Below are 14,403 nucleotides of genomic sequence, written 5' to 3'. Positions count from 1 at the left end.
ACAGTAGGAGAATTGCCCCGGTGTGGGAGCGGAGTACGGCCGTGTGCCACGGCGGGCCGGCCGTCCCTCCGCTCCCACGAGCCGTCACTTGGTGTAGACCTCCGCCCGGTCCACGCTCACGAACGCCGCCTGCGACGTGGCGTCGTGCTCGCCGGTCACCCGCACGCGCAGGGTATGGCGGCCGTACGGCAGTCGCGGGCTGATGTACTGCACGGTCTCGCCGGTACGGATGGTGCCGTAGAAGTCGACGCGCTGCTCGGCGCCTCCGTCGACGCTCAGGGCCGCGATCCCGTTACCGGTGTCCCGCACGGACAGCAGGGCGATGCGGGTGCCGGTGAACGTGAAGGTCGCCGTGTTCCCGGCCTGGTCGCTCCAGTGGTCGTCGCCCCAGAAGCACTGGGTGCCGCAGCCGGTGCCGGAGTTCCACGCGCCGGTGTACGTCACCGTGCCGTCGCCGCTTGAACGGCCGTCGTCGTTGATCCAGTACGTGCCGGAACCCGGGTCGCCCGAGGGCAGGTCCTGCGTGGCGCCCATGGCGAGCGGACGGCCGAGGTTCGGGCTGCCGTCGGCGTTCCATGTGATCTTCTGGGCGCGGGTGGTGCGGTTCGAGTAGGTGAACGTCGAGGTCGTCTTGGCGTGGTAGACGATCCAGTCCTCCGTGCCGTCGGGCGAGCGGAAGAAGGCATGGTGGCCGGGGCCGTAGACGCCGTGGTCGTCGGCGCGGGAGAAGACCGGGCCGGAGTGCTGCTTCCAGTTCGAGGGCACCAGGGGGTCGGCGCCGTTGCGCAGGGACATCATCCAGAGCTGGTAGTCGGGCTTGCCCGTGTCGCAGGTCGAATACGTCATCCACGTACGGCCGTTGCGGTTGAGGAACTCCGGTCCCTCGCGGACCTCGGGGCAGCCGCCGGCGGCGTCGATCGCGACGGAGTCGCCCGAGACGGTGTAGGGGTTCGACAGCGGCGCGATGTTGATGCCGTTGTGCTGGTACTGGTTGATGCCGGCGTACGCGAGGTAGAGGCGCCCGTCGTGCTGGAAGACGCCGGGGTCGATCGCGAAGTCGGAGGCGTGGTTGGGCGGGGCGAGCTTCGCCTTGAAGTGGTAGGGGCCCGCCGGGTCGTCGCGGTCCGACTCCAGCACGTAGACGCGGTGGTGGTCGTCGACGCCGTCGTCGGCGGTGTAGTAGAGGTACCAGCGGTTGCCGAAGCGGTAGAACTCCGGGGCCCAGATGTCGCGGTTGCGTGAGGTGTCGGTGTCCGTCCACACGGTGACGGGGTCGGCGGTGAGCAGCGTGCCCAGTGAGGACGAACGCCACATGCGGATGCTGCCGCCCTGCGTGGTGGTCAGGTAGTAGGCCCCCTTCCAGTACGTCATGTAGGGGTCGGGGCCGGTGTTGAGCGGGTTGCGGAAGGTGCCCGTCGCGGCCGCGGTGCCGGCCGGTTCGCTCGGTTCGGCGGTGGCCGGCGGGGCGGCGACGAGACCGAGCAGGACGACCAGGAGCGAGAGAAGAGCTGTGAGGGGGGTGATGCGCGGTCCGGCGCGCATGGGCGACTCCTTTACTCGTTGTGGGACTGCGTTGTCGTGGGGCACGTCCCGGGGCGGGAGTGCCCCGGCGGTCTCACTGACCGCCCAGGCCGGTCGTGGCCACGGACTTCACGATGTGCCGCTGGAAGAACATGAAGACCACGACGAGCGGGAGGGCGGCCAGCACGGCGGAGGCCATCGTCTGGGCGTACTGGATCCCGTAGGCGTCCTTCACCGAGGTGATGCCGACCGGCAGGGTCATCAGCGCGGGATCGGAGGTCGAGACGAACGGCCACAGGAAGTTGTTCCACGCCCCGATGAACACGAAGATCGACACGGCCGCCAGCATCGGCCGGGACAGTGGCAGCAGCACCGACCAGAAGATCCGCCAGTGTCCGGCGCCGTCGATACGGGCCGCCTCCTCCAACTCGTGGGGCAGCGAGTCGAAGTGCTTCTTCAGGATGAACACCATCACGGGTGCCACGGTCTGCGGCAGGATCACCGCCGCGTAGGTGTCGAGCAGGTGCAGGGTGAGCATCTGCCGGAACCACGGCACGATCAGCAGTTGCGGCGGCACCAGCACGGCGGCCACGGAGAGCGTGAACAGCAGACGGCGGCCGGCGAACCTGGTGCGGGAGAAGGCGTATCCGGCCATCGCGGAGACCAGTACGGTGATCACGGTGACGGCCGCCGAGATCAGCAGGCTGTTGAGCATCCACAACGGCAGGTCGCCGCGTTCCCACACGGTGCTGAAGCCGTGCAGGGTGAAGCCGTGCCGGGGCCAGAACCAGTGCGCGGGATCGCTGGCGTCCGCCTCCGACTTGAACGCGGTCAGCAGGGCCCACGTCATGGGCAGCAGCCACACGACGCCGAGGAGGACGAGTGCTCCGAGCGCGAGCGCACGGGTGAGGCGGCCGTCGCCGAGGGTGAGGTTCGTACGGCCGCGCGGGGCGCTTCGGTGAGCTCTCAGCTCTCTTATGTGGCCGGACGTCCTCGGTGCCGGCGCGGTGGTGCGGACGGGCAGGTCGGTGGAGGTCATGTCACTTCTCCCGGCGGCGGAGGGCGGCGTACTGGACGGCCGAGGCGATCAGGACGAGGGCGAAGAAGATGTAGCTGATCGCCGAGGCGTAACCGAGCCGGTAGCCGGTGAAGCCGACGTCGTAGATGTACTCGACGACCGGGCGCGTCGAGCCGTTCGGGCCGCCCTTGGTGAGCAGGTACACCTGGTCGAAGACCTTCAGCGAGGCCAGGACCTGGAGCACCGTGATCACGACGGTGATGCGGGACAGCTGGGGGAGGGTGATGGACCACAGACGCCGCCAGGCACCCGCGCCGTCGATGGCGGCGGCCTCGTACAGGTGGTCCGGGATGGACTGCAACGCGGCCAGACAGAGCAGGAAGTTGAAGCCGGCCGTCCACCACAGCGTGGTCAGGGCGATGGCCCACATGGCGACCGACTCGTCGCTGAGCCAGGCGACTTGGTCCAGACCGAGGACGTCGAGGAGATGGTTGTACAGGCCGAGGTCCGGCTGGTACAGCCAGAGCCACAGCAGGCTGACCACACCGACGGGCAGCAGATAGGGGGCGAAGAAGGCCAGCCGCCACACCCACTGGCCGGGCAGACCGGTGTGCACGAGCAGGGCCAGGCCGAGCGCGACCAGGACCAGCGGCACGGTCGAGATCAGGGTGAACCACACCGTGTGGCCGAGCGAGCGCCACATCTCGGCGTCCTTGAACGCCTCGGTGAAGTTGTCGACGCCGACGAAACTCGGGTCGTGGGCCGACAGCGAGGTGTCGGTCAGGCTCATCCACAGGCCCTCACCCAGCGGCCAGAGCATGAACACGGCGAACAGGACGAGGAAGGGGAGGGCGAACAGCAGGCCGGGCGGGATCAGCCGGCGCACGGACGGGACCCCAGGGCGTGGAGCGGCTTGGGGAGAGGACATCGTTGTGCCTCCTGCGCGGGTGGTACGCGGCCGGATCAGGCCGGGCTGGGCTTGGAGAGGAAGGTGTTCAGGCGCCGCACCATGGCGCGGGCCGCACGGTCGGGGGCGAGGCCGTCGAGGAGGGCCTGCTGGAGCACCTGGGACATGGCGTTCTGGAAGTCGGAGCCGGCGCCGGCGAACCACACCGCGGGGTCGAGGACGACATGGTCCTGGGCCTGGGCGTAGTGGGACTGGGGCTGAAGGCGTGCGTAGGCGCGGGTGCGGGTGACGGGCCCGTAGGCGGGGATGTGCCCGGCGGTGGCCCAGATCTGGCCGGCCTTGAGCAGGGCGGCGACCGCCCGGTGCGTACGGCGGCGGCGTTCGGGGTCCGGGTCGGGGTGGCGGGGGAGTACGAAGGAGTGCGAGTCGGCGTACACCGCCGGGGTGCCGAAGACCGTGGGGAAGGGCGCCGCGCTCACGTTCTTGTCCGCGGCGCGGAAGGTGCCGAGCTCCCACTCGCCCGAAAGGATCATCGCCGTCTGCCGGTTGGCGAAGGCGGCGATGGCGGCGGCGTAGTCGAGCCGCTTGGGGTTGACCTGGCCGTCGACGAGCTTGGCCATGAAGGCGATGACCTCGGCCATGCGGTCCTCGTCGACCTCCGCGGGTCCGCCTTCGGGCAGCCGGAAGGTGCCGCCGGTCTGCCGGTACAGGCCGTAGAACAGCCGCCAGCCCTGGGCGGTGTCGGTGACGTAGCCGAAGGCGATGCCCTGCTTGCCGGAGGCCTTGGCGAGTTCCCGGCCGGCGGCCAGGAACTTGTCGGTGGAGGAGAACGCGTCGGCGTCCAGGCTGCCGTCCTTGGTCAACAGCCCCGCCTTGGCGGCCGGTTCGGGGTGGAAGAAGACGATGAAGGGATGGGTGTCGAGCGGGACGGCGTACGTGTGTCCCTGGTACTGGGTGCGCGACCAGACCGCGTCGGTGAAGTCGTCGCGGCCGACGCCGTACTCGGCCAGCACGTCCAGGTCCCACGGGTCGAGCAGCCCGGTGGGGGCGTAACCGGCCAGCCGGGACATGTGCGCCACGGCGACATCGGGTCCGCGGCCGCCGGCGGAGGCCATGGCGAGCTTGGTGTAGTACGGCGTACCCCACTCCAGGACGGTGCGCTCGATGCGCGTGCCCGGCATGTCGGGGCGCGCGGCGCGCACCATGTCGTTGAGCAGGCCGCCGTCGGCGCCGCTGAACAGGTCCCACAGGCGCACGGTCGACGCGTCGGCGGCCTGCGCGGACCCGCAGCCGCTGAGCGTCCCGGCGCCGAGGAGGGCGGCCCCGGAGGCGAGCGCGGTACCGAGCACGCGGCGCCGGGTCGGGCCGGGGGGACCGACCGGGACGGGTATGCCGGTCATGGGGGCTCCTTTCCACGGGCGACGGTGCGCCGGGAGAGGGCTCCCGGGTACCGCCACCGCACGGATCGTTCTTACATCGATGTAAATCCCGGGCAGGGTGCGGACTTCTTCCGCTCGGGCGGTACGGGGGAGGGCACTACGCCTTGCCCTCGTAGGCGGCCGGGCGGGCCTGGGCCCGGCGCAGCCGTTCGGTGCCGACCTTCTCGGTGCGGTCGAAGCGGTAGACGCCGTTGCGCTCCTGGAAGACGTCGGTGAGCTGGGTGTAGCAGTAGCCGAACATGTCGGGGTCGTCGAGCAGCACGCCGGTCAGCCCGGTGAAACGGTCGACGAACTCCTCGTCCGTGCGCGGACGTTCGCCGTACCCCCAGGACGTCTCCCGCTCGTCGCCGGCCGCCGCCACTGCCTCGGGGTCCCACCAGATGCCGCCGAACTCGCTGCAGAAGTACGGCTGTCCGCGATAGGGCACCGACCAGGACCGTCCGTCGGGCGCCGTGTTCACATACGGCCGGTCCTCCGCCAGGCCGTCCATCGTCTTGGCGAAGGTGTCCGGGTCCTGCTCGTAGCAGTGGGAGTCGTAGACATCGGTCTCCGGCACCCGGTGGGCGTAGCCGGAGGCGTCGATGACGGGACGGGTGGCGTCGGCCTGCTTGGTGGCCAGGAACATGCCGCGGGTGACGTCGTCCAGCTGGGTGATGCGGTCGTGCAGGTGCTGGTACGTCTCGTTCAGCGGGCACCAGCCGACGATCGAGGGGTGCGAGTAGTCCCGCTCCACGGCCTCCAGCCACTGGGTGACGTACGAGGCGTCGGGCCGCTGGTTGTCGTCGCGGGCGCCGGTCTCGCAGCCCCAGTCGCCGAACTCGCCCCACACCAGGTAGCCGAGCCGGTCGGCGTGGTGGAGGAAGCGCTCCTCGAAGACCTTCTGGTGCAGGCGGGCGCCGTTGAAGCCGGCCGCGAGGCCCAGTTCGATGTCGCGGACCAGGTCGGCGTCGCTGGGGGCGGTCATCAGGCCGTCGGGGTAGTAGCCCTGGTCGAGCACGAGCCGCTGGAAGAGCGGTTCGCCGTTGAGCAGCAGCCGCTTGCCGTGGATCGAGACCGAACGCAGGCCGGCGTAGGAGCCGACGGTGTCGACGGCCGCGCCCTCGGCGTCGAGCACCTCCAGGACGAGGTCGTACAGGTGCGGGTCGACGGGCGACCAGACCCGGCGCCGGTCCTCGGGGACGGCCAGCACCAGCCGGGGCGCGAGGCCCAGGTCGGCCCGGGACTCGGCGGTCGCGACCGGGCCGGCCGCGTCGCTCAGGGTGGCCCGCACCCGGTGGCCGGGCAGGTTGGCGGTCAGCGGCAGCTCCAGGTGGAAGGAGCCGGACGCCAGGTCGGGGGTGATGCGGGGGCGTCCGAGGGAGACGGAGCGGGGGACCGGCTCGAGCCACACCGTCTGCCAGATGCCCGTGGTACGGGTGTAGTGGCAGTGGGAGTTGGCGTACCAGGTGGCCTGCTTGCCGCGCGCCTGGGCGCCGTGCCGGCTGTCCCGGGCGCGTACCACCACGGTCAGCTCCCGGCCCGGGGCGGCCAGGTCGCCGAGGTCCGCGGTGAAGGGGGTGAAGCCGCCCCGGTGCCGGGCGACCTCCGTGCCGTCGGCCCAGACCGTGGTGTCGTGGTCGACGGCCCCGAAGTGCAGCAGCACCCGCGAGTCGGTCCAGTCGTCCGGAATCGTCACCGTGCGCCGGTACCAGACCGCCTCCAGGAAGTCGGTCTCGCCGATGCCCGACAGCTCCGACTCCGGGCAGAACGGGACGAGGATCCGGTCGGCGAGTTCGCGGTCCCGGAGGCCGCGCTCCAGGCCGGTGTCGGAGCGGTCGATCTCGAACTGCCACTCGCCGTTGAGGTTCAGCCATGCCTCGCGGACGAACTGAGGCCTGGGGTACTCGGGGCGGGGAGGGGCCGTGAGGTGCGGGACGGGCATGCTGCTCCTTGCATCCGGAGTGCTGTTCGGTGGCTCGGACATGGCACCATGGCGATTACATCGATGTAAATAGTGCGGACGGAAGTGAACTCCGGAAGAGGCCGGGCCCATCGGATCGGCCCGGGGTCCGTTCGTGCGGATCGGTATGATCCCGGCAGGCGGAAGGGTGATCAGCGTGGCGGCCAGACCGAGGATCAAGGACGTGGCGGAGTACGCGGGTGTCTCGCCCAAGACCGTCTCCAACGTGATCAACAACTTCGAGCATGTCTCGGACCAGACCCGGGCCGCGGTCCGCGAGGCCATCGACGCCCTGGGCTACCGGGTCAACGTGGCGGGACGCCAGCTCCGCCAGGGCCGCACCGGGATGATCACGCTCGCCGTTCCCGAACTGGACGTGGCCTACTTCGCGGAGCTGGCCAAACACGTGATGGCCGAGGCGGACCGCCGGGGCCGCACCCTCCTGCTGCACAGCACCGGGGGAGTGCGCGAGCGTGAACTCGCCGCGCTGCACGGCTTCGACGCGCACTTCTCCGACGGTGTCATCCTCAGCCCGCTGTCACTGCTGCCCCGCGACCTGGCCACCCGCGACCGGCGGCTCCCCGTCGTCCTGCTCGGCGAACGCCCCGCGGCCGGCACGACCGACCACGTCGGCATCGACAACGTCGCCGCCGCCCGCGAGGCCACCGAGCACCTGCTCTCCCGCGGGCGCCGCCGTATCGCGGTCATCGGCGGGTCCGTCCGGGGCCGTCAGGGCACCGACCGGCTGCGCACCGACGGCTACCGCGAGGCCGTGGCCGCCGCCGGCCTGCCCTTCGACGAGGACCTCGTGACGCCGGTGCACGCGTACCACTGGCAGGACGGCGCCCGTGCCGCCGCCGCGCTGATCCACCGGGACACATCCCCGGACGCCCTGCTCTGCCTCAACGACCACCTGGCGCTGGGCGCGCTGCGCGCACTGCACGAGGCCGGCCGGTCGGTGCCGGGGGACCTCGACGTCATGGGCTTCGACGACATCGAGGCGTCCCGTTTCAGTGTCCCGTCCCTGACGACGGTCGCCCCCGACAAGGAGCAGATCGCCCGCAGCGCGGTGTCCCTGCTGCTGGACCGCATCGACGATCCCGAGTCGGGCTCCGCGCAGCACCATGTCGTCGGGCACGAGGTGATGGTGCGGGAGAGCACCGGGGGCTGACTCGACCGTTGTCATGACCCTGGACAGCGGCCGGGAGCCGTGCTCTGATGCCAACGGTCACCGTTTCCAACGTTGTAATGAGTTGTCGGACCGAAGCGGTGAGCCGCCACCCTTCCTCAGTCAAGGAGGACCGTGCGCATCAGATCGCTCAGACACCGCCTGTCCCTGCTGATCGCGGCCGCACTCGCCGTCGCCGGACTGTCCGCGACACCGACCGCGACAGCCGCGGACGACCCCGTCCAGGTTCACGGCCTCAAGGGCGAGTACTACACCCAATCCGCCCCCGGGGCCTTCGACTTCGCCCAGCTCAAAGCCACCGGATTCGACCCGCAGCTCGACTTCGGCTCGCTGGAGTCCCGCCTGAACTCCGCCACCGGGCAGTCGGACGACGTCAGTGTCCGCTGGACCGGCCGCATCGTGCCGGAGAAGACCGGCGCCACCACCTTCTCGATCATCGGCGACAACGGATTCCGCCTCTGGGTCGACGGAAAGCTCGTCATCGACCACTGGGTCGACGACTGGGACCGCGAACAGACCGGCGAGCCGGTCGAGTTGGCCGCAGGGAAGGCCTACGACATCAAGGTCGAGTACTTCGAGCACTACGGCGGCTCCAACCTCCACCTGCGCTGGACCCCGCCCGGCGGCACCAAGACCGCCGTACCCCAGTCGGCGTTCCTGCTGCCCGAGGGATACGCCTACAACGGCGCCATCGCCACCACCGTCCTCGGGGACGGCCGCACCCTCCGGCTGGACTTCGCGCAGCCGCTCGCCAAGCCCGACGCCCACCTGACCGACCACCTCGACGCCGTCATCGGCGGCGCCACCTGGCCGCTGGGCGACGCCCGCCTGAACCCCGCCGACTCCAAGTCCCTTCTCGTACCGCTGAAGGAACCCGTCGTCGGCAACAAGACCGGCACCGCGCCCGGACTGGCCGACGTCCGCTACGACGGACAGGGCGGCCTGACCGCAGATGATGGCAACGTTGTCAGCTCCTTCTGGAGCAGCGGCGCCAACCACTCCACCTACGAGCTGCGCACCAAGTGGGCCGACGACGTCACCCCGGCCAACGCGCACCGCGAGTACCCGAGACCCCAGCTCACCCGGGACGCCTGGCAGAACCTCAACGGCAGCTGGCAGTTCGCCGCGGCCGAGAAGGGCGAACAGCCGCCCGTGGGCCGCACCCTGGGGGAGCGGATCCTCGTCCCGTACCCCGTCGAGTCCCAGCTCTCGGGCATCGAGCGGCACGAGGACCGCATGTGGTACCGCCGCACCTTCACCGTCCCTTCCGGCTGGAAGATCGGGGACCATCGGCGCCTCCAGCTGAACTTCGGTGCCGTCGACTGGCAGGCCGAGGTCTACGTCAACGGCACCAGGGTCGCCGAACACCAGGGCGGCTACGACAAGTTCAGCGCCGACATCACCGACGCGCTCAAGCCGGGCCGCACCCAGGAGCTGATCGTCGGCGTCTACGACCCGACGGACGCCGCGAACGGCGAGAACCCGCCCGTCGGCAAGCAGCGCCTGGACCCGAGCGGCATCTGGTACACCCCGACCTCCGGCATCTGGCAGACGGTGTGGATGGAGCCGGTCGCCACCGACCACGTCGACCAGCTGAAGCTGACCCCGGACGTCGGCAGCGGCACGCTCACCGTCGCACCGCAGGGCGTGCGCGACGGCATCCGGATCACCGCGACGGCGTACGACGGCAAGCGCCGGGTCGCCACGGCCACCGGCCGCACCGGCGAACCCCTCACCCTCACCATCCCGCACGCCCGCCTCTGGTCACCGGACCACCCGTTCCTGTACGACCTGAAGGTCGACGTCGGCGCCGACCGCGTCGGCAGCTACTTCGGCATGCGCTCCATCGCGGTGGAGAAGGTGAACGGCGTCCCGCGCACGGTCCTCAACGGCAAGCCGGTCTTCATGATGGCCACCCTCGACCAGGGATTCTGGCCCGACGGCCTGTACACCGCACCCAGTGACACGGCCCTCGCGTACGACCTGAAGATGCACAAGAAGATGGGCTTCAACGCGGTCCGCAAGCACATCAAGGTCGAACCCGACCGCTGGTTCTACTGGGCCGACCGGCTCGGCCTGCTGGTGTGGCAGGACATGCCGGCGATGACAGCGGGCCTGAACCCGTCCACCGCCGCCCGTGCCGAGTACGAGCGCGAGATGAAGCAGATGATCGACGAGCACATCAGCAGTCCCGCGGTCGTCATGTGGGTCGTCTTCAACGAGGGCTGGGGCCAGTACGACATCGGCCGCGTCGCCACGCAGGCCAAGTCCTGGGACCCGACCCGCCTGGTCAACAACATGTCCGGCCTGAACCTCGGGGCCGACGGCGGGGCCGGCGACATCATGGACGAGCACGGCTATCCGAGCCCGGCCCTGCCACCGCATCCGGACGGCCGACGGGCCCTGGTCAGCGGCGAGTACGGCGGTCTCGGGCTCGCGGTACCGGGCCATGCCTGGTCGGTGCAGCAGTCGTACGTCGACGTCGACCCCACCACCTACACCGACGACTACCTGAAGAAGCTGAGCGAGGTGCGCGCGCTGGCCTGCCGGGGCAGCAACGGCGCTGTGTACACACAGATCACGGACGTCGAGGGCGAGCTCAACGGCCTGATGACGTACGACCGAAAGGTGACCAAGCCCGACGTGGCGCGGCTGAAGGCCGCCCAGGACGCGCTGATCGACGACGCGTCACGGGCGGATCCGGCGGGCTGCGCCTGACCTGGGCGACGCTCCGCGGCCCGGTCCGCCCACCGCTTCGGCGGCGGGCGGACCGGGTCCTGCCGTCCTGCCGCCCTGTCGTCTCAGGTCGCGCCGGTGAGCAGGGAGAGGTAGCCGAGCGACTGCCCGGATGCCGTGGGGTGGTAGGAGTCGGTGAGATCGAGCCAGTCGACGCTGTGCAGCCAGGGGCTGGACGAGCAGATCTCGTGCCCGGCGAAGGCGGCCCGGACGTCGGCGAACGTGAACCCGTGGGCGGCGGCGCGCCGGGCGATCACGCGGTCGAGGTGGTCCACGGCCTCGTTCAGCGCGGACCTCTCGGTGTCCTGGAGGCCGCGCGAACAGGTGCCGTGGAGCTGGTAGAGGTGGGGGTAGCCGAGCACCACCACACGGGCGGCGGGCGCCTTGCTCGTGATCGCCGAGTAGAGACGGTCGAGGTTGCCCGGGAGAGCCTCGTCCATGAAGGAGTCCGCCGCGGCGATGGCGGACAGGCACGCGTCATGGCCGGGCAGCGCGCAGGTCGCCATGACCCGGACGAAGCCCGCGTCGCTGCCGCCGACCGTGAGGGTCACCAGGCCGGTACGGGAGGTGAGCGGGCCGAGCTGGTCGGCCAGGACATCGCCGGTCCGTGCATGGTTGCACGCCGTGAAGTCGAAGGACGACGGCGCATGGGCGGTGGCCCACAGGGCGGGGTAGGCCCGGCCGCTGCGCAGGCAGTCCGTGCCGGAGGAGAGGTAGCCGCCGGCGCCGACACCGGCGGCGTAGGAGTCACCGAGGGCCACGTAGGCCGTGGCCGTCGTGCTCGGCGCCGCTTCCCCGGCCGCGGGACCGGCGAAGGCGGAGGCGGCCGCGAGGAGAAGTGAGGACGCGCCGGACGCTGTGCGGGACTGTCTCATGACCCTCTTTATCGCGGCCCGGCCCGCCCTCCACCCGCCGTGGCCGTCCCGCCCGCCCCGCCGCTTTGACAAGCGCCGGTGGCGATGCCCGCGCCGAAGCGCCCGGCACCGGCGGGGACGCCGGCCGGGCCGTGGGGCGCGGCGCACGGGCGGTGGCCCGGCGGGGTTCACCCGGTGAGCCGTCACCCGTCCGGCGGCCTCGCCGCTCCCGTCAGGGACGGACCAGGACCTTGAGGGCCTCGCGCCGGTCCATCGCGCGGTAGGCGTCGGGGACCTCGTCGAGGCCGACGGTGCGGTCGAAGACGCGGCCGGGGTCGACCGTGCCGTCGAGGACGCCGGGGAGGAGCTCCTCGATGTAGGCGCGGACCGGCGCGGGGCCGCCGGTGAGGGTGACGTTCGGGCCGAACAGGCTGGTGAAGCCGACCGGTGCCTCCTCGTACTGCGGGACGCCGACGCGGCTGATCACACCGCCCGGACGCACCACGCCGACCGCCATCTCGTAGGCGCTCATGTAGCCGACGCACTCCAGGACGGTGTGGGTGCCGTCGCCGCCGGTCAGTTCCCGCACGCGCTCGATGCCTTCCTCGCCGCGTTCGGGGACGACGTCGGTGGCGCCGAACGCGCGGCCGAGGTCGGTGCGTTCCTTGTGCCGGCCCATGAGGATGACGCGCTCGGCACCGAGCTGCCGGGCGGACAGCACCGCCAGCAGGCCGACCGCGCCGTCTCCGACGACCGTGACGGTGGTGCGGGGGTTCACGCGTGCCTGCTTGGCGGCGTGGTAGCCGGTGCCGTACACGTCGGACAGGGTCAGCAGCGAGGGCAGCAGCTCGGAGTCCTCCGCGACGGGCAGCCTGACGAGGGTGCCCTGCGCCTGTGGGACGCGGACCGCCTCGGCCTGGCCGCCCCCGACGTCCCCGGTGGCCCAGAAGCCGCCGTTGCGGCAGGAGGTGTGCAGGCCCTCGCGGCAGAACGCGCAGGTGTTGTCGGAGTACGCGAAGGGGGCCACGACCAGGTCGCCCCGCTTCAGGCCGGAGACCTCGGAGCCGAGCTCCTCGACCACGCCGATGAACTCGTGGCCCATCGGCGTGCCCTGCGGAGAGTCCGGCATGGTGTGGTACGGGTGCAGGTCGCTGCCGCAGACACAGGAGCGGACGACACGCACGAGGGCGTCGGTGGGCTGCTTCAGCACCGGGTCCGGCGCGTTCTCCACGCGCACGTCGCCGGCACCGTACATGAACGTTGCTCGCATGGGGGGTACCTCTTGTGCTCGATAGGTCGGTGGGGCCGGATCCGCGGTCAGGCCCGGGTGCGCGGGCCGGCGTAGCTGTCGTCGGTCACGTGCTCGGCCCACACGGTCTCGGGGCTGTCGTCGCCCGTGCCCTCCCACATCGCCAGGTGCTCCATGAAGTGGTCGGGAGCCGCGCCGTGCCAGTGCTCCTCGCCCGGCGGACAGGAGACCGTCTCACCGGGACGGGCCTCGAAGACCGTGCCGTCGCGGGTGCCGATCAGGGCGATGCCGGAGATGACGTGCAGGGTCTGGCCCAGCGCGTGGCGGTGCCAGGCGGTGCGGGCGCCGGGCGCGAAACGGACCAGGTTCAGTCGCAACCGGGACGGTGCGTCCCCGGGGTGGATCACGTCCCACCACACATCGCCGGTGAACCACTCGGCCGGCGCCCTGCTGGTCGGGGTCTTCTTCAGGAATTCCACGGAAGTGCTCCCAGCCCCCGGAGGGGGAATCGTTTCTCGATACGTCGGTGAATTCCGTACGCATCCCACGTATCCGTACGCATCCCACGCTCACACGGCGGCGCGGGTGCGCAAAGAGGAGAGTTTCCTCCTGGGACGAGAACATCCTGGGAGAAAACTCTCCCACCCACCCGGGGAGCGGCGGGTGCCAGACTGGCCCGTATGACCAGCAGCGCACACCTCAAGGAGCTGGGCGAGTTCCTCAGGGCCCGGCGTGCCGAGCTCAGCCCCCGCACCGTGGGCCTGCCCGACACCGGGGCGCCGCGCAGGGTGCCGGGGCTGCGCCGGGAGGAAGTCGCCCAGCTGGCCGCGATCAGCACGGACTACTACATCCGCCTGGAACAGGGCCGCATGCAGCCGTCGGCGCCCGTGTTGCAGGCCCTGGTGAGTGTGCTGCACCTGAGTGACGACCAGCGTGACTACCTGTACGAGCTGGCCGGCAAGGCCGCCGCCCGGCCCCGTCGGCGCACCGGGCAGAAGGTGCAGCCGCAGTTGCGGCGCCTCCTGGACGATCTGACCGTGACGCCCGCGATCGTCCTGGGGCGGCGCATGGACGTTCTCGCCTGGAATTCGCTGGGCGCCGCACTCGTCACCGACTTCTCGCGGATAGCGGAGAAGAAGCGCAATTACGTGCGGCTGCTTTTCGCCGATCCGGCGATGCGGCGGCTTTATCCGGACTGGGAGAAGGTGGCCCGCACCTGCGTCGCGCAGCTGCGCATGGAGGCCGCCAGGTATCCCCAGGATCCTCAGCTGGCCGCCCTGGTCGGCGAACTGTCTGTGCGGGACGAGGACTTCCGCACCTGGTGGGCCGCCCATCATGTGGCCGCCCTGAACGTCGGGACCAAGACCCTGCACCACCCCGTCGTCGGTGAACTCGTCCTCGACTGGGACACCCTCACCGCGAGCACCGACCCCGACCAGCAACTGATCGTCTGGACCGCCGAGCCCGGCACCCCCTCCCACGACGGTCTCCGCCTGCTCGCCTCATGGGCGGCCGACCGCCTCGAGGAGACGGAGGGCACTCGCTGACCAC

The 14,403-nt window shown here is 70.8% G+C and carries 11 protein-coding genes; 3 read left to right on the top strand and 8 right to left on the bottom strand.

Going from position 1 to position 14,403, the window contains the following annotated elements; all coding sequences use genetic code 11:
• Positions 1-84 precede the first annotated feature (84 nt).
• From ABZ915_RS24425 to ABZ915_RS24405, 5 genes are all read right to left on the bottom strand, one after another.
• Positions 85-1,542, bottom strand: coding sequence for a glycoside hydrolase family 43 protein (locus ABZ915_RS24425; RefSeq protein ID WP_361806852.1), 1,458 nt, complete (start codon positions 1,540-1,542; stop codon positions 85-87).
• Positions 1,543-1,615: 73 nt separating this feature from the next.
• Complete coding sequence (locus ABZ915_RS24420; RefSeq protein WP_361806849.1) at positions 1,616-2,560, bottom strand: carbohydrate ABC transporter permease; 945 nt, start codon at positions 2,558-2,560, stop codon at positions 1,616-1,618.
• 1 nt (position 2,561) lies between these two features.
• A complete protein-coding gene (locus ABZ915_RS24415) occupies positions 2,562-3,467 on the bottom strand; it encodes a sugar ABC transporter permease (RefSeq protein WP_361806846.1) in 906 nt (301 codons plus the stop codon).
• A 35-nt stretch (positions 3,468-3,502) separates the two neighbouring features.
• On the bottom strand, positions 3,503-4,846 hold the full coding sequence (locus ABZ915_RS24410; RefSeq protein WP_361806843.1) for an extracellular solute-binding protein: 1,344 nt from the start codon (positions 4,844-4,846) through the stop codon (positions 3,503-3,505).
• A gap of 136 nt (positions 4,847-4,982) precedes the next feature.
• Entirely contained in the window at positions 4,983-6,806 is a 1,824-nt protein-coding gene (locus tag ABZ915_RS24405) for a sugar-binding domain-containing protein (RefSeq protein WP_361806841.1), read from the bottom strand.
• A 145-nt stretch (positions 6,807-6,951) separates the two neighbouring features.
• On the opposite strand from ABZ915_RS24405, the gene ABZ915_RS24400 reads away from it, so the two are divergent.
• A complete protein-coding gene (locus ABZ915_RS24400; protein WP_361807395.1) occupies positions 6,952-7,995 on the top strand; it encodes a LacI family DNA-binding transcriptional regulator in 1,044 nt (347 codons plus the stop codon).
• Between the two features lie 132 nt (positions 7,996-8,127).
• Complete coding sequence (locus ABZ915_RS24395; protein WP_361806838.1) at positions 8,128-10,731, top strand: PA14 domain-containing protein; 2,604 nt, start codon at positions 8,128-8,130, stop codon at positions 10,729-10,731.
• 83 nt (positions 10,732-10,814) lie between these two features.
• Here the strand turns inward: ABZ915_RS24395 and ABZ915_RS24390 are convergent, their stop codons facing one another.
• From ABZ915_RS24390 to ABZ915_RS24380, 3 genes are all read right to left on the bottom strand, one after another.
• The gene (locus ABZ915_RS24390; RefSeq protein WP_361806835.1) at positions 10,815-11,624 is read right to left on the bottom strand and encodes an SGNH/GDSL hydrolase family protein; all 810 of its coding nucleotides are present in this window, start codon (positions 11,622-11,624) and stop codon (positions 10,815-10,817) included.
• Between the two features lie 211 nt (positions 11,625-11,835).
• Positions 11,836-12,873, bottom strand: coding sequence for a zinc-dependent alcohol dehydrogenase family protein (locus tag ABZ915_RS24385; RefSeq protein ID WP_361806832.1), 1,038 nt, complete (start codon positions 12,871-12,873; stop codon positions 11,836-11,838).
• Positions 12,874-12,920: 47 nt separating this feature from the next.
• Positions 12,921-13,331, bottom strand: a complete 411-nt coding sequence (locus ABZ915_RS24380) for a cupin domain-containing protein (RefSeq protein WP_361806829.1) — start codon at positions 13,329-13,331, stop codon at positions 12,921-12,923.
• A 201-nt stretch (positions 13,332-13,532) separates the two neighbouring features.
• On the opposite strand from ABZ915_RS24380, the gene ABZ915_RS24375 reads away from it, so the two are divergent.
• Positions 13,533-14,399, top strand: coding sequence for a helix-turn-helix domain-containing protein (locus tag ABZ915_RS24375; protein WP_361806826.1), 867 nt, complete (start codon positions 13,533-13,535; stop codon positions 14,397-14,399).
• Positions 14,400-14,403: the final 4 nt, after the last annotated feature.

It is taken from the genome of Streptomyces sp. NPDC046915, from assembly GCF_040644935.1.
Taxonomy (GTDB): Bacteria; Actinomycetota; Actinomycetes; order Streptomycetales; family Streptomycetaceae; genus Streptomyces.
This window is presented reverse-complemented; position numbering and strand designations above follow the sequence as displayed.